The sequence below is a fragment of the Noviherbaspirillum sp. genome (assembly GCF_036846085.1).
Taxonomy (GTDB): Bacteria; Pseudomonadota; Gammaproteobacteria; order Burkholderiales; family Burkholderiaceae_D; genus Noviherbaspirillum.
The window spans coordinates 1-22,724 of sequence record NZ_DAIUCO010000058.1; the positions used below are offsets into that span (position 1 = coordinate 1).

The window sequence follows — 22,724 nt, forward strand, 5'->3', positions numbered from 1 at the left end:
ATTCTTACGATGTTCTCTTCGCAATGCCAAGGCGTATTTTAGTTATCTTGGTTATGCGTGCCGTCGCGTATTTGCCCAAGCTACCTGATCTCGTTTTCGCCAGACTAGCATATAACTTTTAGGTAGATATTTGCCTTCTTCATATAATTTTCGCCTCGTCATCGAGGTGGACAATGCATTATCAATCGCCTGCCCGCCTTCTTCGAAAAACATTATCTTTGCTCCTCCATTTAGAGGCGTCTTCGTAAGATAACTGAGTCGTGGGCTGATTAATTCCAAATGGGGGTCATAGAACCAACTGCTACCAGACATGCCAAGACAATTTGGATGCAGATCATAGAGATCGGCACAACAACGGTAACATTCTTCCCAACCTCTTTCATTAAACGCTTCAAGATGAAACTTGTGCGTATGAATCTCAAAATATGGCTTAAACCCTCCACTTTTCATCATGAATAAAAGATTTTTGGATGACCGCAAGATACCTTCCTTGAGTATTGCTGACCGCGGGACGCCACGTCGAAAATCCACAACCTGAGCGCCCGCTGCATACAGACGCAATGATGCAAGGCCAAACTCTTTGTGAAATAAGTCATTATTTATGTCGAGCCAAGTCTCTTGCATATCCTTATTGTCAATCATTCTTTTTATATGGGCTAACTGTTGTTCGAACACGCGCTGAGGAAGCGACTTCAAACGCCCAGAATCAATAAGATTAACAATCGATGCACTAATTGTTCCTTTGAGAAAAAAACGTACGCCAGTCACCCCGAAGCGGGTTGAAACATGCTCTACGATTTCATGGCAAGGTTTAGGAAACGTCTTATAACCATCTAATGGACCAAGATTCGTAGTCGCATGTAAAACGAACCTTTCTATTAAGCTTTCGATTCCTATTCCTTCTAGTGAAAGAACAGATTCATTAAGAATGTCAACGGCATTTTTTCGAACATCGGGAATGTGACTCGTTTTGCTCATGCTTATCATTTTTTAGAGTGACTTCGTTGATTCAGGTGGTTGGTATTGACGGAAAAACAGGTGAACTGAGCAAAAATTTATGAGCAAGCTTGTACGTGGATATGAATTATTGTAACTGCCAAATCAATCATCTTACACGTGGCCTTCCCCTGGATTAACGGACAGTTCCGATAGGTATGATGTCACTATCGGAGGAAATAATGACAAGGGAACGAAGGTATTTTTCTGAGGAGTTCAAGCGGGAGGCGGTGCGCCTGGCATCACAGCCCGGATCGAGTAAGGCTGCCATAGCTAAGGACTTGGGGAATTGGTGCGAATCTCCTTGGTCGGTGGTGCCGCGATATGTCCAGCGGCGGCCAAACGGCCGGAAGCAGCACCGACAAGGTGTGAGCGCAAGAATATGAGCGCATGCGCCGGGAACTGGCCAAGGTCAAGACGGAGCGCGACATCTTAAAAAACGCTGGTGGGTTCAACCGGTCAGTGCAACAGTTCTTCGGCTGTCGATGTCGTGAAGTACTTGCCTTCCGCCGAGCCCATATGTCTCAACGCACCTGTGGCCTTGATGTCGACCAGCTCGGCAGGACCAGCCGCGCGGAACCGCAGCGTCGTTCCCTTTGTGGCTTCTACCTAGCAGAAGATTTGAAATAGGCGCACATCATGTCAATAGGCTTGTCTAAGTCCATCCCTAAAAATCCAAGAACCTCAAAAAACCAAGAAAGATTCTCCCCAAGTTCTGGAACGTCTTTCTCTCTCACAGAAAGCAAACATATAGCCAACCTCGCCATCAGCGCATCCTGATTTTGGAGGTCGCGAATTGCCCCCTGACTGTCCAAATAGCTCCACCACGCAGCCGAAGCGGCATTGCGTTCCTCGTCCGATAATCTTCTCTCAAGGTAGTCTTTTGTAAGTTTTAACGGATCATTGATGCGTCCATGAAAATTAATCTTTAATACTGTTAGCACTTGAACGAGGAATCCAAGATAAAGTCGAATAGCAGCAGCGCCATCAGCTGGCCAAATAATTGAGCCGATACTAAAAGTCATTTACTAACCCCAAGATAATTCAAGATGTTGTTGCAAGAAGAGCAGATGACTTTAGGTGTGTTATGACCTGTGCCAGACACACCAATATTTACTACTCGTATAGTTCCACCCGCTGGATTAACACCGGCATTCAATGCTTTATCTAAGCACACGACTTCGGCACAAGCTCCATGCCATGCAGCGCGTTCCGCTTGAGGCGTTCCCATCAAAGCCCCTGTAACTTGAGGATTGTGTGGCACAATTTCACCGCTTACACCAACAAAGACTTTGTCCCCCACACGCAATTCAGCGGCTGCGCCGGAAAGCTTACCTGCAGCCAATGCTGCGTCTGCGGCAGCTTCTGCAGACTTTGCCGCATCGGTGATTTTATTAAGTTTACCAATATACTTGGCAGCGAAGGTAGCTTGCCCAACCCCCGGTACCATCGAGGCAGACGATAAGGCAGCATTACCGTAGTCACCTTCGGCTGCATAAAAAGCGGCGTTTGCCGCATCGGCTGGTTCAAAGCCAATTGCGCCTATGATATCAAGCGTAACGTGAATAGATTCACTTTGAGACGCTCCGGAATTCCCCGCTTCCAAACCCAGGGGATCCCCATACCTCAGCGGGTTGCCGCCGACATACCGTTGACCGTCTCCCATCGGATCCTGGCTGATGAACACCTCGAGCGCCGGATCGTAGTAGCGGGCGCGATAATAATATAGCCCGGTGCCGTCATCCTCCCGCCCTGTGTACGTGAAAGGATTGCGCGGAACGGGGTTGGACTGCCTGGCCTCCATGGCGCCGTAGCTCTTGTAGTGATAGTCGGCAGTTGTCTGGCCGGTCGTTGCATTCACGAGTGCGCTGGTCGATCCGGCGTGGTCATGCAAATATGAAAGGGCGTCCGACGAAGTCGTCAGCTCAAGCACCTCGTCAATGCCTGTCCCATGCAGGAAACTCGATTCGCCATTGCGCAGCATCGACATGCCGCTGTAAAGATATGTTCGCGGCGCGGCGCTACCTTCGAATGACGTGCGCCGACCAAGCGGGTCGTAGCCGAAACTTGCGGTCACGCCCGGCGCTTCCAGGCGCGTTAACTGATCGAGCGCATTCCATGTGAGCTTGCGGCCAGTCGAGTCGCCGATGAGGTTTCCGTTGGCGTCGTAGCTTAAATCGATAGCGCCTGCCGGGGTTGTCACCTTCACGAGTCGATCGGCTGCGTCATAGGTCAGCGTACGCGAGTCTATGCCGGCGGCTGTCTGGCTTGTCTTTTTGGTGATATTGCCGTTGTCGTCAAATTCCCACGTGGCGCGTTCCGGCACTTCGCCGCTTGCCGACGGAATGGTTCCGGTTGCTTCAACCTGCACCAGGCGATCAGACGGATCGTATTGATAGGACCGGGCAATCTCCGTCGCTTTGTCGGTGCGAACGTAACGGGAAATGTTGCCGGTAGCATCAAGCGTATATCGATGGCTTTGAACAGGCGTCGTTCCCTGTTGATGCGTCAAGGCAGTGAGGCGGCTTCCGGCATCGTAGGCGTAGGTCGTCTTGTAATCGTTGGGGCGGGCGAGCGCCGTTCTCCGGCCAAGACAGTCATAGCTGAAACGGTATGGACGGCCATTCTGCGTAACGGTGGTTACTCGCCCCAGTTTGTCATAGGAATATGCGACGGGAGCGTATCCGGTATCAGGTGAGCTAAGTTCTGTGAGCTGAGAACCCGTGTCGTACGCATAGGTAAGCGACCCCTGCGGGCTGCTGGTTCCAACGACGCGATTGAGAATGTCATAGGTAAATCCCCATCGTTGGCCCGTCGCATTCTGAATTGCACTTAACCGGCTGAGTTCATCATAGGTATATTGGAAACTGCTGCCGTCGGCGTAGCTGGCTTGTGTGCGCTGATTCAAGGCATTGTAGGCATACGTGGTCGTTTGTCCCTTGGCATCGGTCGTGGAACGCACATTGCCTACAGCGTCGTAGATCACATTGGTTGTACGCCCGCCGGGAACGGTGAGCAGCGTCGGGCGGTTGAGTACGTCGTAAGACGCGGTGGCCGTGTTTCCCCGGGCGTCGGTCTGGGCGATCAGGTTGCCATTCGGGTCATAGGAAAAAACCCGCGCTATGCCAAGCGGGTTGACAGCACGCGTCAGCCGATTGAGCGCATCATAGGTAAAGCTGGCGCTATTTCCCTTGGCGTCGGCGAAGGCGACCATGCGTGATAGCGCGTCGTAACCGAGCGATGTGGCGTTCCCCAAAGGATCGGTGACCCGCACCAGGTTATGAGCGGCGTCGTAATTGAGAACAGCGGTCTGCTGCATCGGATTGGTCGCGGTGGCGACCTGGCCGCGATCGGTATAGGTGAACACGGCACGGTTGCCCACCGGGTCGGTCACAGCGATCAGGTTTCCCTTGTTGTCGTGCGTGAAACTAGTCACACGGCCCAACGGATCCTTGGTGCTGCTCATTAACTGGAACCTCGGCTCATAGGCAAACTCGGCGGTTCGACCCGCGGCATCCACCGCCCTGACAAGTTGATTGAAGTGATTCAGATGGGCGACGCTGGTCCGACCCGCAGGGTCGGTGCGTGTAATTATTCGGGGGCCGCCACTGTTGTCGAACATGGCAGGCGAGTAGCTGACCATATAGGTCTGGCCAAGGCCGGTCGTGATGCCGGCGAACAGGCCCGACGGATCGTAGCGGTAGACCGTTGTGTTGCCATTCCCGTCCGTTACGCGGCGCGTCAGTTCGTCGGGATATTCGATCTGGATGACGCTGCCGTCGCCGAGAATCTGCCCTGTGACGACACGCGTGTCAGGGTCGTAAACATTCGTCAGGGCCACGGTGCCGCGTGCATCGGTCATCGTGACAAGCTGCCCCCGCGCGTCATAGACCATGCGGGTGGTCTGTTTCAATGAATCGGTTACTCCAATCAGTCTCCCAATTTCGTCATATTCGTACGAGACAGACTGATCCTGCAGGCCGATGGCCTTGGAGATAAAACCCTGCGCGTTGTAGATCAGGTCGATGCCCTTGCCGGTTGAAGGGTCGAAAATCCGGGCGATTTTTTGCGTTGCCGTATCAAGGATAATCTGCACCGCGTTACCGTTGCGGTCCTCGATCCGCATCAGCTTCCCTTGCGCATCGAATAAAAACCGATTGCCCCCTGGCTGGCGCATTTCCGCGCCTTCCATCGCGCCTTGCGCATTGGCGCGGACAACAATGCGGTCGCCGGCAAAGCCGGTTTTGTCGAATGCCGTGAATTCCAGCGTGCCGGCAAGGTCGGTGAATGGCACCTCCGTCAGGTCCCCTGACGAGAAAGAAAGCTGGGTGCCGGCCGCTTTGACCACCGTGCCGTCCGAGTTTGTCTGCACAGTGAGCCGCGCGCCGTAGGGCACTATTCCGGTGCCTTTGCCGAAAGGCCCGTCTTTATCGGCAAGGATGGAATGGTAATAGCGGCCAAGCTGCACCGGGATCAGGCCCGGCGTAGTGAGATCGATCGTTTTCTGTACAAAGGTTCCGCTGAACAGATCGACCGGGTCCGTGTTTCCGTTTGCGAACAAGGAAGAAGAGGTCTGAGGAAGCGTGCCATACGCAATGTTCTGAATAGCTTGCAAAAGCTTCGAGAGCGCGGCCTGCGCAATGTTCGGCGGCGGTGCGGCTGGCGGCGGCGGTGGCGCTTCTACAGGTTTTGTTTCCGCAGTAACGACACAGGTACTTGCAGCGACTTGCGCAGATAATCTGCCTTTTGCAAAGTAGGCCGCCAGCAAAGCCTGGGTGGGTTGGCAATTGAGGAGATTGTTGACATCGTCCAGCGTCGGCTGGGAAATTGCTTGGAATGCCGCTTTACATGCGGCATCCGCCGCAAGCGCATTGAGATATTGCAGGGACGCGGTTTGAAACGCCCGGCCCGGTTCGCTGCATGGCAGCGCTTCTGCTACCGGGGTTTTTATTGCCTCGACATTTTCCGGCAGGTTGTTGCCAGCCGCGGCGTTTGTTGCCGCAGCGTCGGCTTGGCGCACGCGCTCGAGCAAGTCCTTGTCACCGCTTGCGCCAATCGGAGGCGGGGCGGCTTCGGCTGGTGCAATGAGATTATTAAGGATTGCCCCTAACACCGAAAACGGTGCCGGTGGTTCCGGCAGAATCGTCGGCGGCGATGCATCCGAAGCGCCGAGGGCGGCAAGCTGCGTCGATCCCGTCTCCATGGCGCTGCTCACCTCCGGATCAGCGACGCATCGCGCCTCTAACGCCACCGCCGCAGGAGGCGATTCGGTCGCCGCCGCACCGTTATCGCTGCTGCTATCGTTGCGGCCGCATCCTGCTATCGCGACCGCTGCAACAATGAACAGGGTGTAGAGCCAGGTTCGCCCAAGCGCAGCAACTTGCACAGGGCTACCGGCGAAGGACGCTGGTAAGGCACTGCGCCAACAATCGGAAACTGCGGCGTTGGATAGACGAGTTCTCAGCCATAAGGCTTTCGTTGGACGGAATGACATCGATTCCTCCATGCAGAACTGATTTCGTTATGCGCGTTTCAGAAGTGGCGCGTAGGAATTGTTGCTGTTGATACTGTAATTTTTGTGAGTTCTCGTCATGAAGGAGTCAGTGTCTTAAAACGTAGTCCATAAATCGGGTGTGACTTTGATATTTAATAAGTGAGCGGTTTGAACTTTTGGAAGAAGAGCGGCTTTTCCTTCAGAAAGAATCGCGATTGCCGAACGTATGCCTTTGCTATCCAGCTGCGCAAATCTCATGTAAACGCATGATCGATTCTTGTCCCGTACCGGTGTTCGATTATTTTCTGAATTATTCGAATTTGATCTTTTTGGATTTTGCGCTACCGGTTTTTTATCCCAGGGACGCGTCAATGATGGTGTTTTATGGAAAAAAATGGGACAACGTTCTGCACTGCAGAACCATTGGAAATGAATGTCCACGCTATCAGCGATGTTTTGGCACGGCGAATAAAAATAATGCATATAAAACAAATGCTTAGATGTTTTGCCGTGCGTTTCAATTTGCCTTTCAGGAAGAGCGACCCAATTTATTGTTTTGCATTGCGAACGAAATGTTATTTAGCTAATATGGTGACGAAACGAACATTTTATGCTTTCGAACTTCTTCGATCCCGTATGGTTTGTCATCAAAACGGGCATCGAAGCGGAGAAAATGACGTTTCAGCGTGCGGCAAACGACCAGCTCGAATAACTATCAGGAGACAAACCCATCATGCGAAACAAAATCAGTACCGGCCTGTGCTGCCTTGCAGGCAGCCTCTTGCTCGCCGCCTGCGGCGGAGATTCGTCGTCTTCGGCCCTTCCGGACACGGCCACCAATACCAACGTCATCGCGATGCCGTCCGTCACCGGACCAGTTGCGGTCACGGCAACGTCCTACCCGTTCGGCGCGGCGGACCGCACGCTGATGCCGGAAGACCTGAAGGCGGTCGGTTATGTGGAAGAGGAATACTTCGTGAGCGGCAAGGCGAATGTCTACGACTGGCCGGCGCCGGGGGCTGCCGTGGTCCGCACGCCGGATGTGCCTTACACGACCCGGGTTCTGATTCGGCGTCCGGCGGACGGCAAGAAGTTCAGCGGCAATGTCGTGGTCGAGATCCTGAACGCATCCAACCTGTTTGACCTGAATATCGCCTGGGGTTTGTCCGGCAAGCACTTCGTCAATAACGGCGACGTCTGGGTCGGCATCACCAGCAAGCCGGTCACCGCCGAGACCCTGAAACGGTTCAACCCGCAGCGCTATGCGTCGCTGTCGTGGGCAAATCCCTTGCCGCTTTCCGATTCGCGCAACTGTCCGGATACGGCAATCAGCACCATTATCGCCGGCGACAGCTCGCGCACTACCGAGAACGGCCTGTTCTGGGACATGTATAGCCAGGTCGGCGCATGGCTCAAGAGCAATGAGAAATCAAATCCCCTGCGCAAGGAAGCGGGATTCACCGTAGAGCGGCTCTATGGCTTCGGGTATTCGCAGAGTGGCGGCTACCTGTATACCTACATCAATGCCATTCATCCACTTGACGTAAAACGGTACGGCGCTCCGATTTACGACGCCTACCTGGTCGCGGTCGCCGGCGGCGCCTTCGCCGGCATCAGCGCGATCAACCAGTGCGTGCAGCCTCCGGCATTGACCGATCCCCGCCGCCAGTTCAAGGATGTCGGCGTGCCCATCATCCACGTCATGTCCCAATCGGACTACCTGATCGGCATCGGTTCCCGCCGGCCCGACAGCGACGTGCCGGTGGATCGTTTCCGGCACTATGAAATGGCGGGCGCCGGCCACGCGACACCGGGCGAGTTGTACTCCGCCGCCGCACCGGCGGACATCCAGGCAGCCGGCCGCGCCGTACCGCCGATGGCGTGTAACGAAGGTCCGCGCAGCCGCTTCCCGTCCGAAATCCACTTCAACGCCATGTGGCAGAACCTGGATCAGTGGGTTCAGCGCGGTGTTGCGCCGCCGAGCGCGCCGCCGATCCAGGTGGTGGACGGCAAGCCGGTGACCGACGCATACGGCAATGTGGTGGGCGGATTGCGTTCTCCGTTCGTGGATGTGCCGACCAGTACCTGGAACGGCAGTTCGACCGGCGCGAGCTTCTGCTTCATCGCAGGGCACGAGATTCCGTTCACCAGCGCACGCCTTGGCCAGCTGTATTCGAGCAAGGGCGACTATGTGAACAAGGTCGTCGACAATGCGCACAAACTGGTCGGGGATCGATTCCTGACGCCGCGCGACTCGCTGCAATTGATCAAGGAGGCCGCAAGCTTCAACTTCCCGTCGCCCTGATCGGATACGGTGCCGGCACACGATTGCCGGCACCGTGGTCTTTCCGAAGTAGCGCTTGATCGCGCCCGGCCGGTATCAATCCGGCCGGGCCCATTCCCTCAATTCATCGCACTGTCCGGCCCGGCCGGCGGCGCCATCCTGTCCTGCCCGTAGTCGCACAGATCCAGCACCACGCAGGCACCGCATCGCGGCTGCTGATGCGTGCAGACCTTTTTCCCGTGTTTCATGATGACCTGGTGGTTGTCGTATACCTGTTGCGCGTCCCATTCGGCCGGCAGCTGCGCTTCCAATACCCGATGTGACGGGCCCACGGCCATGCCGGCGAGGATCAGTCCGATCCGGGCGGCGACACGGAAATGATGGCTGTCGACCGGCAGCGCCCTGCCGCGGATCGTGCTGAAGGACATCACTGCGGCGCTGGTCTTGGGGCCGACGCCGGGCAGGCGCTCCAGCCATTGCCGGGCCTGTTCAACCGGCCACTCCCGGAGGAACTCGAGCGACAGGTCGCCATGGCAGCGTGCCGCGATTTCGCGCAGCACCGATTGCAGGCGTGGCGCCTTCTGTTCCGGCCAGGTGCAGGCGGCAATCGCATCCTGCACCTGGCTCACCGGTGCGTCGCGTACCGATTCCCAATCGGGAAAGCGTTCGCGCAACTGGCGGAAGGCATGGGCGGAATCCTGGTTGCGGGTGCGGTGTGACAGCATCGATGAGACCAGCTCGCTGAGCGGGTCGATGTCATGGAAATACCGGGCCGGGCAACCATATTCCCGGCAGAGTCGTTCATGAACCTCGGCCACCCTGGCCGTGTTGTCCGGCCCCGGAACGGGAACGATGGCTGCTTCGGGGAGTAAGGATTGCTGGCGCATGGATTCGGGGCCAAGAAAACAAATTTGACCTTGTTGTCCGATGCAGGTTCGGGCGGCCACATGGCGTCATGCGGCGCAGCGACTGGTGGAGGCTGAAAACAATCGGGAAAAGCGTTAAATTGAGATATTGCTTCTTGGAAATGTAAAAAAATGAACGGCGTCAAGAACCACTACGTCGATTCGAGGACTAAATATTGCCGAGTTTTCTACTCTCAAAGGCAATTGGTGAAATGTTTCATTAGAACCGAGGTCAACAATGTCAGAAAACACAATCGTCAATCCTGATCCTTCGGAGGAAAATCCCGCTTCAGGCAGCAAGTCGGATACCCCAGGCGATGCCGGCACCGGTGTCACCAGCACCGTCAAGAATGTCCTGGATGAGCACAAGGGAAAACTGGCGATCGGCGCAGCGGCGACCCTGGGCTTGATGGTGTATTACAAGTGGCGCGAGAAGCGCCTGGCCAAGGAAGATCCGGAGGAGTATGCACGCCTTCAGCGACTGAAAGCCGTCGTGCGGGTAGATGGGCCGGATAAGTCCGAGGCGGCAGAGGGATCGGCCGAGAAGCTTCAGGAAGACAAACCGCCATTTCCAGACCAGAACCCCTTGCCCTGAATCTGTATCCGCCGTGTCATGCAGCGACAGGTTCGCTCTTGCGTGCGGCGTGCCGGCGATCGAGCAGCGGACGATTGCCGGAGCGGTCGATCTTCCGCCGGCGGTATTGTTTGCCGGCAAGGAAAAAATGCATGGGATTGCGGCGCTCTATCTCCGTATCGCCGTAACGCCTGTTGCGAAGACGCGGCCCTGCGCCGCTAAGCCACAAGAAGGCGGCAACACTACCCGCCAGTCCAATCAAAACCGCTTTTCCGACCTGCCATGAAGTGCTTTGGTAGTTCATTCCCGCGTGCTCTCCGTTGTCCAAAAATTCCGTGCCGTCGCAATTTGATCGAGCAATCGCCGTATGACAGGCCGGTGCAATGATTTGTTCTGAGAGTGGAGAGCGGCAGCGGAAAGGACTGGTCGCATGCATTGCCAGCCCTCATGTGCCGGCAATGCACCCGGCTGGGCGCCGTTGACTGTCAAATTTCCCTATCGCCATTTTCCGGTTCGGACGTTAATATTGCGTTTTATACAATATTGCGAAAAAAACATGAGCCGGACTATGGACGACGATGTGGTTGAATACAATCCAGACCGTTTGCTGAACGCCCTGCGCGAACAATTCAGCGCCGAGAGCGATGCGGCCTTGTGCCGCTTGCTCGGCGTCCGTCCCGCAGTATTAAGTCTGATCAGAAACAGAAAACGGTCCGTCGGTGCTTGCCTGATGGTCCGTATGCATGAACTGAGCGGCATGAAAGTGGCCGAACTCCGGAGACTGTTGGGCGACAGGCGGCACAAATTCCGCACGGGCAAGAATGACGCCGACCGAACCATGAAAATGATCGAAGCTAGGAGGTCGGGATTCTCATGACAGTTTCAGTCCAACCGCACCACCGATAAGCATCCCATACGTTTGCATCAAACCGTGCGTGCTCCACCCGGCGGTCTGGACCTCCGGACACGGTCGGCCCTCCCCAAGCTTTACCTTGCGCAACCTGTCGGCTACTTTCCATCGTTCGACGGTCGGATCGCGCTACCATCTCCGCTACGCTTTCATTCCATGCCATGCCATAACGGCGCGCTTTCGTGATTCACGTTTTTCCCAGCGCATAAGCTGCTTCAACAGCGGCTTCCCCAGCCATGACGTAGCTGCAGAACCATTCGCAAAAGAATGCCTATCGTATCGATAACGAGCCCCGCTCGTACGAATGATCTGCCCGCCATTGTTGATGATCCTGTTGGCGCTGATCCTGTTCGAGCATGTGACCGATATCGATCTCCACATCGACCCGACCAGTGTGCATGCCGCGCTGCCTGGTTATTTCCTCAACCTGCACGGTCAGCGCGAACGCGCCGGTCGCGGGCGGCACCGAGACCATCCTGGTGGTGGAAGACGATCCGGCGGTACAGTCCACAGTCGTGGCAATGCTGGAAAATCTCGGCTACCGGGTGTTGAAGGCCGATCACGGCGAGCAGGCGCTGGACGTACTCAAACAGGATGGGTCGGGCGATCTGCCGGGCGATCTGCCAGACTATGATTTCATCATGCTGTCCAAGCCGTACAGCATGATGAAGCTGCGCGCCGCGATCGACGGCTGCACGGCCGGCACCGATCAGGCGCAAGGGCAGGCATTGAAATAGCCTGTCGATCGCAGGCGTCGTGCCGGAAGCGAATCGAAAGGGTGACCCGATGCCTACGCCGCACCCTGCGCCGCACCCTACACGGCATCGTTCGTCAGCGACGCCGGCTTGTCCGCCGCCGTTGCGCCGGCCGCTTCCAGCCGCGCCATGTGCAGGATGGTTTGGCGCATATCCGGTGGCAGCACGAAACGGGCTTCACCGGATGCGGTTTCGAGCGACTCGCCGAAATGCAGCTTGCCATCCGCGCCCAGTTCGGCCCGCCCGCTGCGGGTGAGCGTATCGATGAAGATGCGGAAGATCGCCTTGTCGAAGAACTCGGGCGCATTGAATTCGCGCAGCAATGAAAGACGCTGTGCCTGCAGGTGACAGAGCGCTTCCAGTTCGGCCGGCGTCATGGTGCCCGAGCCGCGGCGGCTCAGCATGGCAAGCGTGATGAAGTAGCGGATCAACGTCGGGCGCACCGCCTGGCCGAGCAGTTCGAGCTGCGCGAATTCGTCGCTGTTCACGTCCGGCGCCGCATACACATCGTTGCGCACCGTGTGGGCAAGCCATCCCATGCCGGTGAGGGCTGCCAGATAACGATCCAGTGCGATGTCGAGTTCATCGTCGGTCCAGCGCAGGAACAGTTCGGCGCGCAGGAAGGGATAGACGGTATGCACCAGTCCCAGCAATTGGGTGCGGCTGAGCGTCACGTTCTGCGCCAGCAGGCAGGCGATCAGCGCGGGCAACGCATACAGGTGAAGAATATTGTTTCGTGCGTACGTCGACAGCACCGCCTCGTCCGGCGTAAAGAAAAGCACATCGCCCAATGCATGCGGCTGGCGCCGGACCAGGCGCAAGCGTTCGCAATACGCAACCATCGCCGCACCGTCCAGCGCGGTCATTTGCATCCGTTGCGCATACGGCGCGGCAAGCGCGAGTTGCCGGTAGCCGTCGAGCTGGCTCGCAAGCTGGCGCGCATCCAACGCATGGCGCGGCGTCGCCAGCAGCGCGAGGCTGGTCAGGTTGACCGGGCCGGCCACCGCCGCGCTGTTGATGCCGTCGGCGATGCGGCGCATCAGGCGTTCGATGCCGGAAGACAGCCACGGCGGCCGCACGTCCTCGGCAACCACCTCACCCTGCCAGCCTGCATGTTCTGCGGCGAGCACTTCCGTCAGGTGAATCGGCTCGCCGAAGTTCACATGCACCTTGCCGAAATTTTTCTTCAGTTCCCGCAATGTCAGCAGGAGGTCGAACAGCGACTCCTTTTTCTTCGGCTGGCCCATCAGCTCGCCGACATAGGTGCGGCCTTCGAACAGCTTTTCGTACCCGATGTACACCGGCACGAACACGATGGGCCGCGACGAATCGCGCAGGAAACTCTGCACTGTCATCGCCAGCATGCCCGCCATCGGCTGGAGCAGGCGCCCGGTGCGGCTGCGTCCGCCTTCAACGAAATATTCGATGGGGTAACCCTTGGCGATCATCATGTGCAGGTATTCGTTGAATACCGCCGCATACAGCTTGTTGCCCTTGAACGATCGTCGCAGAAAAAAGGCACCGCCGCGCCGCAGGATGCCGCCGACCAGGGGCAGGTTCAGGTTCGCGCCGGCGGCGACATGCGGCACCATCAGGCCGTGATTGAATACCACATACGAGAGCAGCAGATAATCGATATGGCTGCGGTGGCAGGGCACATAAATGATTTCATGGTCTGGCGCGACGCCGGTGACGGTATCGAGGTTGCCGATCTCGACGCCGTCGTACAAGCGCGTCCACAACCAGGTGAGGAAACGCCGGGCGATCAGGATCAGCGTGTAGGAATAATCGGAAGCGATCTCCCATGCATAGCCGCGAGCGGTTGCCTCGGCGCGCTCGATTGCGCCCGGGGTGGCCGCGCCGGCTTCCGCTTCGGCGGCGATCGCGGCCCTGACACGGGGTGCATCGAGCAGTTCGTCGAGCTGGGTGCGGCGGTGCGACAGGTCGGGGCCGATGGCGATCTCCCGCTGCCGCCGGAAATGTCCGCGCAATACGCGGGCGATCTTGCGCAGCGTCAGTTCCTGGTCGAGTCCTTCATCGGCGAACCGACGCAGCGACAGCGGCGCGTTGAACCTTACCAGGGTGTTCCTGCCATGCAGCAGGACGGTGAACAGCCGCTTGAATGAACCATGCTTGCCCCAGGTATCGGCGAACAGCAGCTTCCATACCGAATGCTCCTTGTCGGGCGACCGTCCCCACAGGATGGACACCGGCACCAGCTGCACCTCGAAAGCGGGATCCTTGCGCGCGGCTTCCACGAGACGTATGAGGAAATCGGAATAGGGCGGCTTCTTCGATTTGAACCAGGGTTCGGGACGCGACAGGAAAAAGAAGGCGCGCGATTCGCGCAGGCCGCCAGCATCGAACGGTGCAAGCGCTGGCGGCAATCGTGCAAGTTCCGTCTCGCGTGACAGCACCAGCAGATTGGAAAGAAAGCGGCGCTGCAGCACATACACCACCGGCTTGGCCGGGTCGAGACCCAGCGAGACCGGATCCTGCGGCAGCACCTGGGTGCGGACCCATGCATAGAGCAGCTTGCGGGCGGTACGGAGCAGGGGACGGTCGAACGTGAAGGGATTGAACATTCCGGAAAGGAAAGTTGCGGGAAAAATATTCTAGCGCAAACTCGCAGGCCGTCCCGCCGTATTGAAACTATGCTTTTCCGGTGCGCTCTACCTCAAACGGGGGTTCAACCCGCATGCGCGCGAAAGCGAAGCGGCAGCCGGCCTCGATAGCCTGGCTGCAATTTTTCGAAAGCGAAATCGGACAATCATGTCAGCGCCTTCCGTCCTGTCCATTTTCCGCCATGCCGGCGGCGTGGTGCGCGCCTGGCTTCGGCGGGAGCGGATGCCGCTTGGCGCCAATGCGAGCGCCCGGCAGCGGACCGAAGCAGCACTGCGCGATTCGGAAGCACGGTTACGACAAGCGGACCAGCAAAAGGAAGAACTCATCGCCGTGATCGCCCATGACTTGCGGAATATGCTCGCGCCGATCAGCACCGCAGCGCAGCTCCTGAAGCACACCAGCCAGGACCCGGTTCGCATCCGCGAGACCAGCGATCTCATCGGCCGGCAGGTGGTTCATATGACCAGGCTGTTTGACGATCTGCTCGACGTATCACGCGTGAAGCGCGGCCTGATCCAGCTTGACCCGGCGCCCCAGGATATCAAGACGGTATTGAGCGCGGCAATCGAGCAGACGCGTTCTGCGATGACGGACCGGCATCATCAGCTGGAACTGCGGCTCGACGATGACGATGTCGAAGTCAGTGGCGACTATGCGCGGCTGGTTCAGGTGTTTGAAAATTTGCTCGGCGATGCCGCCCGGTACACGCCGCCCGGCGGAAGAATTATTCTTTCGGTGCATGCCGCTGGAAAATCGGTCGAAATTTGCGTCCGTGACAACGGCATAGGTATTGCGCCGGATGTCCTGCCGCACGTGTTCGATTCGTTCAGGACACAGGAGTATCGTCAGGGCGGACTAAGGCTTGGACTGACCTTGGCGAAAAGCCTTGTGGAACTGCACGCCGGTACAGTATCCGCATACAGCAAGGGGGTGGGGGAGGGCAGTTGCTTCACGGTGCTGTTGCCGCGCATCGAAACCAGGGTCGATGCGCGACAGGCAAATCACGATAAAGCTGAGCGGCATGGCTTGATACGGAATGGCGCCGGAGGCGAGTCGTGAATGATGGAGCGATTCGTCCGGCGTCGATGCGAATGAAATTACGACGTCTTTTTCTTCCGGCGCACAAAGGCAGCACCAACCAGACCAACGCCGAGCAATGCCAGGCTGCCCGGCTCGGGGACGGAGGTGCTTGCAGGAGCCACATCGAAAGCGACGTCGCCTATTCCGATGCAGCAGCTGTTGCCGAAGTTGCCGGGGATCGTCATTCGAACATACCGGGAAACGCTGTCGGTGATGTCATAAATGGTTGCGTTGTAGTTTGCCATGTGGCCCGAGAAGGCACCGACCAACATCGAACTGGTGAAGTCGCTCGTCAACGAGGTTTCCAAGGTGAACGACGCCGGACTCGCAGTGATGCCACTCGTACCATTCCACATTACAAATTTGTTGATGCTGAAAATATTGCCCAGATCGAAAACGAAACTTCCGGAGTAGGTTCCAGGGCTGCTCAACCAGCTGTTGCTGTCGCCACCGGAATGGGTGACGCCGGACGATGTGTACGTGTCGAAATCGGTGGCACCGTTACTATATCCAGTGCTCAGTCCTGACTGATTCAGCATGTTGACTGTTTGGTAGCTGCTTCCATACTCTCCCAGCGTATTGTTGATTACCTGGTTGGGAGCCAGGATCACACCGGCGTTTGCAAACCCGCATGCCAGCGCCAGGACGGCACCCAGTTTCCATCTGCTTTTCATCACATTCCCTTATGGTTGAAATATTGGTCTTGTTCTACAGCAATTTGTGCGCCAGGAAATTATTCCACTTTAAATTCAATGGCTTATGCAATGTTCTTGAAATTCGATGCAGTGCTATGTAAAGGTTTTCGACAGCTGTTGTCGCCCTTGCGCTTAACGTCTTTTTGCCGTCATTGCCTGTAAACGAAAAACGCGCGCCGTGGCGCGCATTTCTCAAGACGGGACTTTTGAAAGCTTAAGCGGCTTTGCGCTCGACGCCGATCATCCCTTCCAGCAATTCAAACACCTCATCCTTCGACAGCACATAGCGTTCCAGCAAAGTTCCCTTGATCATGCTGATCAGGTCCTTGTAACCCTTGATCGCTTCCAGCGTGCGGGTATACAGCTCGTCGGCCTTGCTTTCCACTTGCCTGAGCGACTCTTCGTGTGAACCTTCTCCTTTGAGCTGCGAATAGTCGAGCTTGGAGCGGGAATACATCGACAGGCGGTTGACCATCAGGTCGAGCTTGGCGGTGACTTTCTGGATGTCGTTCTGGCTGCCGACGGAAATGCCGCGCGCGCCGTAGAACAGCTCTTCCGCAGCCACGCCGCCGTAGAGCTGCATGATGTCCTGTTCCATTTCCTCCAGCGTCTGCAGCGACACGTCTTCGCCGGACGACAGCACGTATCCCAGAGCGCCGATCTTGGAGACCGATTCGGTGCTGATCTTCAGCAGGTGGGATTTATCCTTCACTTCCGCCAATGTCATTCCCTGGCGCAGGTAAGGATCGATCTGCATGAAGAAGTGGCCGAGTTCATGCAATGCCACGCGCTCGCGCTGCTTGTCCTTCTCTGCCGTGGTCGCGCGGTCGGTCAGGCCGATGGATGCGCGTTCGAAGGCGCGGAACAACACGTCGGTGGTGATCGGCTGGCCTTCCTGGATGGCGATCATGCTGGCACGGTCGACCACGGTTTCCAATAGCGCGGGGCTGAGATTGGCGGTGATGTCGGCGACATAGTCGAGATTCACGTTTGCCCATGCCACGCAGCCGGAATCCTTTTTCGACAGGAAGACCTGCAGCAGCTTGCGACGCTCGGATTTGTTGGGCAGGCGGAAGTTGATCTTGACGGCGAAGCGGCGCAGCATCGCGTCGTCCATCTGGCTGGTGGCGTCGTCGAAGTTGGAGGCGACGACCCAGATCACGCCGGAGCCTTCCTCGCTCTTGACGCCGTCCAGCAGGCTCAGCAGCGTGTTTGCCGTGTCGTCGTCGTACTTGCGGTCGCTGCGGCCGCGCGGCATGAAGAGGCTTTGCGCTTCGTCGAGGAAGATGATGCAGTTGCCTTGCGCGCACGCCTTTTTGTAGATTGCCTGCAGCGCTTTCGAGCCGCCGCCGACGAAGCCGGACTCGAGTCCCGAACCGGACGCCTGTATCAGCGGCACATCGAGTTTCTTCGCCAAATAGCCGGCGAGCTTGGTCTTGCCGGTGCCGGCAGGGCCGGTAAGCATGACGTTGAACGGCTTGTCGATATTGTGAGAACGGTACAGGTCGCGGTTGCGGATCATCTCTTCCAGGTGGGCGACTTCCTGCTTGATGTCTTCCATGCCGATCAGGTCGTCCATGCTTCCCTTGAGGTTGGCCGGCTTGATCAGCGCTGCGCCGGAATTCATGCCCGGCAGGCCTTTCCTGATGCCGATGATCATCAGCACCAGCAATGCAATTCCGATTGCATTGCGTGCGAGGAATGCACCGACTTCCGGCAGCAATCCATTGCGGTTGTCGTCATCCTGCAGCACCGCCTTGTTGGCTTTCAGATAATCGTCCTGCGCGATGGCATAGGGAATCGCATTTTTCAACAGCACTTCGCGTTCGAGGTTGGCGTGCGATGTGCTTGGCACTTTGACCACATGGATTTCGGCGGCGCCTTTGTATTTGAAGACATACCGAGGCGACTGGGACAAGGGCTCGGCGAGAAGCAGGTATTCGAGGCGTTCCTTGTCCGCCGGCAGTCGGGTAATCCTGGAAATGTCCTGGGAATGCACCACGGGGTTGGCTTGTTTAAGCGCCGACGGTTTCCATCCGACCGCTGCGGCGATGGCGACTGCAGTGAGGATCATGAGCAGCGCGCGTACATGAATATTTTTGGAAAATTCAAACATTTTCGAGAAGTCGGGCATCCCAATCCTATTGAGTTTGTTTTGCTGCACCGTGTTGGAATGTGCAGCACGCAAGATTGCTGAAGGGCATGGATACGACAAATGTTTGAAGGCGTGGTTCATCCGAATCCGGATTGATTTTCTGATGGGTTGCGATAGAGGCTAAATCGCCAACTTCCGAAGTGAAACAGGCGGGGATGAGCGAACTTCTCAGGAAGGTTGACGGTGTGTCAGCTTGTCGATTCCACACCGCCTGCAACGTCGCCTTGGCTGCGATGCCGGGGGTGCAATTCAGATAAGGCGGTCCAGCATCTTTTGCGCCTGGTTGGACTGCTCCGGCGTGCCATCCTTGATGACTTCTTCCAGCAGCAGGCAGGCGCCTTCGGTATCGCCGATATCCTGATAGGCAATGGCGAGATGCAGTTTGATGGACATGGGGGACATGTCGTCGCCCGTGGTGGGTGATGCGGCGGTAAGCTGCATCGGCTCAGCCAATGCGATTGCATTGTTGGCAAGCGCCGAAGTCACGGCGCGGGCCAGCTTCCGATTCTCATCGGCAGGAGGCACCGGCGCCTCCAGTTCGATATCCACCAGGGCAAGATCCTGGGCGATGGCTGCCGGCTTCGCCGGTGCCGGCTCGTCCTTCCTGGCAAGCGCGCGCTCGTAGGACGGGGTGATGAATTTCGGCCGGGTGCGAATCAGTGTTTTGGGCTGTGCTGGGGCCGCAGCCGCAGCGTCGACGGGGTGTGTCGTTTCACCATCGCCGCTTTCCTGCCATGACTCAGGTTCCAGCAGCACGGATGGCGCGGCAAACAGAATCGCGTACGCGCTGTCGTCCATGATCTGTTCACGCTGCTTCGGGCGGTCCGGATCGCTCGCCAGCGTGGTCAGGCGCAAGATATCGCGATAAACCGGCAAGTCGAATCCCTTGCGCGTGCCATCGCGGTCATCTTCGATCAGGCCTTTCAGATAGGGAAGCAACTCGTCGGTAGGCCACAGATCGAGAATCCTTTGCACGACATGCGGGTAATCCGGCAATGTCTTCGGCGGTTCGGCGTGGGCGTCCACGTCCCATGGAGAAAGATTGACGTTGAACAGCTTTGCAATACGCTGCAGGATTGCTTCGTATTTACTGCGATCGCCCATCGCGCGGTACACATCCAGCAGGCATAACCAGGGCAGTGGCGAATCCGGCCGCTCGACATCGCTGAACGGTTCCAGCAATTCCTTGACCTTCGCCGGGTCCTGCAAGGCCATCCAGGCTTCCGCCAGTTCCATCACATCGGAGATCTCTTCCGCTTTCAGCGCCGCTTCCGGCGCCGGCTTGGCTTTTTCCGCGCGGTGCAGGAACACATAGGGCGTCATGCTGGTGGTGGTATATGCCGGCTCGTCGGGCGACGCTGTTTTCTCCACCGGTTTGCGGGCTGCCTGCAATTGCGGCGCTGGCTGCTCCTGTGGCATGGTCGGTTCGCGGCGCACGTCGGCTTGCGGGGGCTGGGATTGTGCGGGTGCCGATGCAGCGACGGGGCGCAATGGCCGTCCCGGCACGGTTGCATCCGGATCGTCGATATCGAAGGCGCTCGGATCGAACTGGGTGGTGTTGAAATCGGCATCCAGCTCAGTGGTGTTGAATCCGGAAATGCCGAACTCCGTCGTGCCGTCCAGGGTGTCGGCTTCTTCCACGCTGTCGAATTCGTTGACCACCTGTTTCCACGACGAGGAATCGTTCTTCATCCGCCGCATCTGCCAGATCAGCAGTCCCAGGGCGCCGGCGAACAGGGCCAGCGCGCCGCCGAGCACCTGAAGCCAGATCATGGACTCGGCGCGTGCTGTTTCCATCGCCTCCTGTCCGAGCCGGTTCTGCTGCCGCAAGCGTTCCGTCTCCGAACGCAGGGCGCCGAGTTCCGCCTGTACCTTTTTCAATTGCTCGCGCGTCGTCTCGACGAGGTCTTCATTCCGCAGCAGCGCGCCGAGGCGTTCCTGCTCGGCATAGAGGCGGGCCTGTTTCTGCGGATCGGTTTCCTCGATGACCATGCTGAGCGTGTCGGCAAACTTCAGCTTGAGGGTCAGGGTTTCGCCCGGATCCGGCAGGGCGATGTCGGGAGCGGACATGCGCAGTACGCTGCGCACCGGCTTCTTGTCAGCGGCCTGTAGCGCCGATTTCTCCTTCACCCGCGTTTTCGCGTTGCTGGCTGGCGGCTGCGCGAGCTGCTCATCCGTGCGCATGCCGGTGGCTGGCAGCGCGGTGATGTTCTCCGGCTCCTTCTTCAGGCGCAGCTGTTTCGCTGCCCGCTGGGATGGTGTTGCGTCTTGCTGAGGCGCAGACATTAACCGGTCTGCGCGCCGCGACGGCGCAGGTACCGTAGCAGGGTTATTCGCCTGCGCAATTTGCTGCACCTGCGATTGCAGTACCGGTGTATCGATCGGCAGATCGAGAAGAATCTGGTATTCGCGTCGCACGGGCGTGTCGCAGCCCATGTCGACCAGCACGTTCAATGCCGGCTCGTTGACGGATTGCCTGGTTGATAACTTGATCGATGCGGATTGAGCCGAGCGGCTGAGGGCAATCTGGGGTGTCAGAACGAGCATGCCATCCAGCGACCCGACTTTTGCCTTGATGCAATGCGAGCCATGGTCCAGCGTGTCGTTTCCCACCAACGGGATCGTTGCCCGCAGCGGTTGTCCGAGACTGGAATTGACCTGGATCGGACCAAGTCCGGCCGCCTGCCCCGGCGAAGCGAATGCACCCAACAGCAATAAGGTGATTTGGCTGGTTGCGCGCAACGGCGGAAAGGGCATGATTTATTGGTTTTGGGAATTTAGTTTCCGATTGTAACAATCCGCAATCCATTTCCCATTGACAAAATTCCGCTGCGAGTGGTGCGGCTGCAACAAATGTTACGTTCCCTGCATTATTTCCTTTTTAAACAGTGTTTGCGCACCGGGAACCGGCCCCGGTGTACGAAAAATCGAAAATATGGACCGAGCGTGTCAGGAATTGAGCTGCGGCCTGGCGGGTTGTGATGGTGTGGAGATGTCCTCGAGTGTTCTATCCACTTCGGCGGAGTGCTTGGTCGCAAGGTCGCCAAGCGACACGATACCGATCAGCGCCTGGGTATTGTGGTCCATTACCGGGATGCGGCGGATTTGCGCATCGCGCATCTGCTCCATCACCTCATCCACCGGCTGGTCGTCGAAGCACCAGCTCACATCGCCGGTCATTACCTGCTGCACCGGCGTGTCGTCCGGGGAAGCGCCTGCCGCCACCGCGCGAATGGTGATGTCGCGGTCGGTCACCATGCCGATCAGCTTGTCGCCTTCGCATACCGGAATCGCGCCGACATTCAATTCATCCATCATCTGGGCGGCGCGGCGGACGCTTTCCTGCGGTGAAATGCTGGTGACATCGCGGGTCATGATTTCTGCTACCTGTTGCATTGCAATCTCCTTTGGATGAGGGCTGGCTGACCGCTGTTTCATTGCGCCGACATCGGTAAAAACAGCGCGCCAGCCGGCACTCTTTACATGAAAAATCGGGATCCGGTGCATGCACACGGACGGTTCGGAGCAGGTTGCAATAACGGTGCCTGACAAGAGGAAGGAAACCCGGATTTCGGCTCGTGGACAGGGAGCTTTTCGATTAAAATACTGGATGAATATACAGTTGCGCGGACCCTCAAGACAGAATGCCTGAACGATGGAATTGACCGATAAACTGGAAATCCTGGCCGATGCCGCCAAGTACGACGCCTCCTGTGCCAGCAGCGGCGCGCCCAAGCGTTCGTCACAGGGAAAGGACGGCCTCGGCGCCACGACCGGCGTCGGCATCTGCCATAGCTACACGCCTGACGGACGCTGCATCTCCCTTCTGAAGATTCTGCTCACCAATCTCTGCATCTACGATTGCCAGTATTGCGTGAACCGGCGCAGCAGCAATGTGCCGCGCGCCCGGTTTTCCGTTGATGAAGTCGTCAAGCTCACCACCGATTTCTACCTGCGCAACTATATTGACGGACTTTTCCTCAGTTCCGGCATCATCCAGTCCGCCGATTACACGATGGAGCAGCTCGTATCGATCGCCCGCCGCCTGCGGGAAGACCACCATTTCCGCGGCTATATCCACCTGAAGACCATTCCCGACGCCGATCCGCTGCTGATCGCCGAAGCAGGGCGCTATGCCGACCGGTTGAGCGTGAATATCGAGCTGCCGACCGAGGAAAGCATTGCCCGGCTGGCACCGGAGAAGAAGGTGCATACCATCAAGATGGCCATGGGCTCCATCCGTCGCAAGCT

General features: G+C 57.5%; 16 protein-coding genes. 6 read left to right on the plus strand and 10 right to left on the minus strand.

Going from position 1 to position 22,724, the window contains the following annotated elements; translation table 11 throughout:
- Positions 1-51: 51 nt before the first annotated feature.
- The 3 genes from V7080_RS09085 to V7080_RS09095 form a co-directional block, all read right to left on the minus strand.
- Entirely contained in the window at positions 52-978 is a 927-nt protein-coding gene (locus V7080_RS09085; protein WP_334188074.1) for a hypothetical protein, read from the minus strand.
- 623 nt (positions 979-1,601) lie between these two features.
- Positions 1,602-2,021: a hypothetical protein gene (locus V7080_RS09090; RefSeq protein WP_334188075.1), complete on the minus strand. Its 420-nt coding sequence runs from the start codon at positions 2,019-2,021 to the stop codon at positions 1,602-1,604.
- Complete coding sequence (locus V7080_RS09095) at positions 2,018-6,199, minus strand: RHS repeat-associated core domain-containing protein (protein WP_334188076.1); 4,182 nt, start codon at positions 6,197-6,199, stop codon at positions 2,018-2,020. Before V7080_RS09095 ends, V7080_RS09090 begins: the two co-directional genes overlap by 4 nt.
- A 1,024-nt stretch (positions 6,200-7,223) precedes the next feature.
- Here V7080_RS09095 and V7080_RS09100 point away from each other — a divergent pair.
- Positions 7,224-8,795, plus strand: coding sequence for an alpha/beta hydrolase domain-containing protein (locus tag V7080_RS09100; protein WP_334188077.1), 1,572 nt, complete (start codon positions 7,224-7,226; stop codon positions 8,793-8,795).
- Between the two features lie 98 nt (positions 8,796-8,893).
- Here V7080_RS09100 and V7080_RS09105 read toward each other — a convergent pair whose 3' ends face one another.
- Entirely contained in the window at positions 8,894-9,661 is a 768-nt protein-coding gene (locus V7080_RS09105) for an endonuclease III domain-containing protein (RefSeq protein WP_334188078.1), read from the minus strand.
- Between the two features lie 256 nt (positions 9,662-9,917).
- Between V7080_RS09105 and V7080_RS09110 the strand changes: the two genes are divergently transcribed.
- Positions 9,918-10,274 (plus strand): hypothetical protein, encoded by a 357-nt coding sequence (locus V7080_RS09110; protein WP_334188079.1) that lies wholly within the window; start codon positions 9,918-9,920, stop codon positions 10,272-10,274.
- Positions 10,275-10,290: 16 nt separating this feature from the next.
- Here V7080_RS09110 and V7080_RS09115 read toward each other — a convergent pair whose 3' ends face one another.
- The gene (locus tag V7080_RS09115; RefSeq protein WP_334188080.1) at positions 10,291-10,689 is read right to left on the minus strand and encodes a hypothetical protein; all 399 of its coding nucleotides are present in this window, start codon (positions 10,687-10,689) and stop codon (positions 10,291-10,293) included.
- A gap of 132 nt (positions 10,690-10,821) precedes the next feature.
- Here V7080_RS09115 and V7080_RS09120 point away from each other — a divergent pair, with 132 nt between their 5' ends.
- Together V7080_RS09120 and V7080_RS25385 are read left to right on the plus strand one after the other, a co-directional pair.
- Positions 10,822-11,130, plus strand: a complete 309-nt coding sequence (locus V7080_RS09120) for a hypothetical protein (RefSeq protein ID WP_334188081.1) — start codon at positions 10,822-10,824, stop codon at positions 11,128-11,130.
- Between the two features lie 431 nt (positions 11,131-11,561).
- Positions 11,562-11,900: a hypothetical protein gene (locus V7080_RS25385; protein WP_442947207.1), complete on the plus strand. Its 339-nt coding sequence runs from the start codon at positions 11,562-11,564 to the stop codon at positions 11,898-11,900.
- Positions 11,901-11,977: 77 nt separating this feature from the next.
- Here V7080_RS25385 and plsB read toward each other — a convergent pair whose 3' ends face one another.
- Positions 11,978-14,503, minus strand: a complete 2,526-nt coding sequence (gene plsB, locus V7080_RS09130; RefSeq protein ID WP_334188082.1) for a glycerol-3-phosphate 1-O-acyltransferase PlsB — start codon at positions 14,501-14,503, stop codon at positions 11,978-11,980.
- A 187-nt stretch (positions 14,504-14,690) separates the two neighbouring features.
- Here plsB and V7080_RS09135 point away from each other — a divergent pair, with 187 nt between their 5' ends.
- Entirely contained in the window at positions 14,691-15,602 is a 912-nt protein-coding gene (locus tag V7080_RS09135; protein WP_334188083.1) for a sensor histidine kinase, read from the plus strand.
- Between the two features lie 38 nt (positions 15,603-15,640).
- Here V7080_RS09135 and V7080_RS09140 read toward each other — a convergent pair whose 3' ends face one another.
- The 4 genes from V7080_RS09140 to V7080_RS09155 all read right to left on the minus strand — a co-directional run bounded on the left by V7080_RS09140 (position 15,641) and on the right by V7080_RS09155 (position 21,869).
- Positions 15,641-16,297, minus strand: a complete 657-nt coding sequence (locus tag V7080_RS09140) for a PEP-CTERM sorting domain-containing protein (RefSeq protein ID WP_334188088.1) — start codon at positions 16,295-16,297, stop codon at positions 15,641-15,643.
- A gap of 235 nt (positions 16,298-16,532) precedes the next feature.
- On the minus strand, positions 16,533-18,392 hold the full coding sequence (locus V7080_RS09145; protein ID WP_334188084.1) for an AAA family ATPase: 1,860 nt from the start codon (positions 18,390-18,392) through the stop codon (positions 16,533-16,535).
- Between the two features lie 330 nt (positions 18,393-18,722).
- On the minus strand, positions 18,723-21,230 hold the full coding sequence (locus V7080_RS09150) for a FimV/HubP family polar landmark protein (protein ID WP_334188085.1): 2,508 nt from the start codon (positions 21,228-21,230) through the stop codon (positions 18,723-18,725).
- A gap of 192 nt (positions 21,231-21,422) precedes the next feature.
- Entirely contained in the window at positions 21,423-21,869 is a 447-nt protein-coding gene (locus V7080_RS09155) for a CBS domain-containing protein (protein WP_334188086.1), read from the minus strand.
- A gap of 259 nt (positions 21,870-22,128) precedes the next feature.
- Between V7080_RS09155 and V7080_RS09160 the strand changes: the two genes are divergently transcribed.
- Positions 22,129-22,724, plus strand: a 596-nt coding sequence (locus tag V7080_RS09160) for a radical SAM protein (protein WP_334188087.1), incomplete at its 3' end; no start/stop codon positions are given.

Excerpts from the sequence above, each read along its gene's own strand:
- V7080_RS09085 (WP_334188074.1), bottom strand. The coding sequence starts at position 978 with ATGAGCAAAACGAGTCACATTCCCGATGTTCGAAAAAATGCCGTTGAC.
- V7080_RS09090 (WP_334188075.1), bottom strand. The coding sequence starts at position 2,021 with ATGACTTTTAGTATCGGCTCAATTATTTGGCCAGCTGATGGCGCTGCT.
- V7080_RS09095 (WP_334188076.1), bottom strand. The coding sequence starts at position 6,199 with ATGGAGACGGGATCGACGCAGCTTGCCGCCCTCGGCGCTTCGGATGCA.
- V7080_RS09100 (WP_334188077.1), top strand. The coding sequence starts at position 7,224 with ATGCGAAACAAAATCAGTACCGGCCTGTGCTGCCTTGCAGGCAGCCTC.
- V7080_RS09105 (WP_334188078.1), bottom strand. The coding sequence starts at position 9,661 with ATGCGCCAGCAATCCTTACTCCCCGAAGCAGCCATCGTTCCCGTTCCG.
- V7080_RS09110 (WP_334188079.1), top strand. The coding sequence starts at position 9,918 with ATGTCAGAAAACACAATCGTCAATCCTGATCCTTCGGAGGAAAATCCC.
- V7080_RS09115 (WP_334188080.1), bottom strand. The coding sequence starts at position 10,689 with ATGCATGCGACCAGTCCTTTCCGCTGCCGCTCTCCACTCTCAGAACAA.
- V7080_RS09120 (WP_334188081.1), top strand. The coding sequence starts at position 10,822 with ATGGACGACGATGTGGTTGAATACAATCCAGACCGTTTGCTGAACGCC.
- V7080_RS25385 (WP_442947207.1), top strand. The coding sequence starts at position 11,562 with ATGCCGCGCTGCCTGGTTATTTCCTCAACCTGCACGGTCAGCGCGAAC.
- plsB (WP_334188082.1), bottom strand. The coding sequence starts at position 14,503 with ATGTTCAATCCCTTCACGTTCGACCGTCCCCTGCTCCGTACCGCCCGC.
- V7080_RS09135 (WP_334188083.1), top strand. The coding sequence starts at position 14,691 with ATGTCAGCGCCTTCCGTCCTGTCCATTTTCCGCCATGCCGGCGGCGTG.
- V7080_RS09140 (WP_334188088.1), bottom strand. The coding sequence starts at position 16,297 with ATGAAAAGCAGATGGAAACTGGGTGCCGTCCTGGCGCTGGCATGCGGG.
- V7080_RS09145 (WP_334188084.1), bottom strand. The coding sequence starts at position 18,392 with ATGATCCTCACTGCAGTCGCCATCGCCGCAGCGGTCGGATGGAAACCG.
- V7080_RS09150 (WP_334188085.1), bottom strand. The coding sequence starts at position 21,230 with ATGCCCTTTCCGCCGTTGCGCGCAACCAGCCAAATCACCTTATTGCTG.
- V7080_RS09155 (WP_334188086.1), bottom strand. The coding sequence starts at position 21,869 with ATGCAACAGGTAGCAGAAATCATGACCCGCGATGTCACCAGCATTTCA.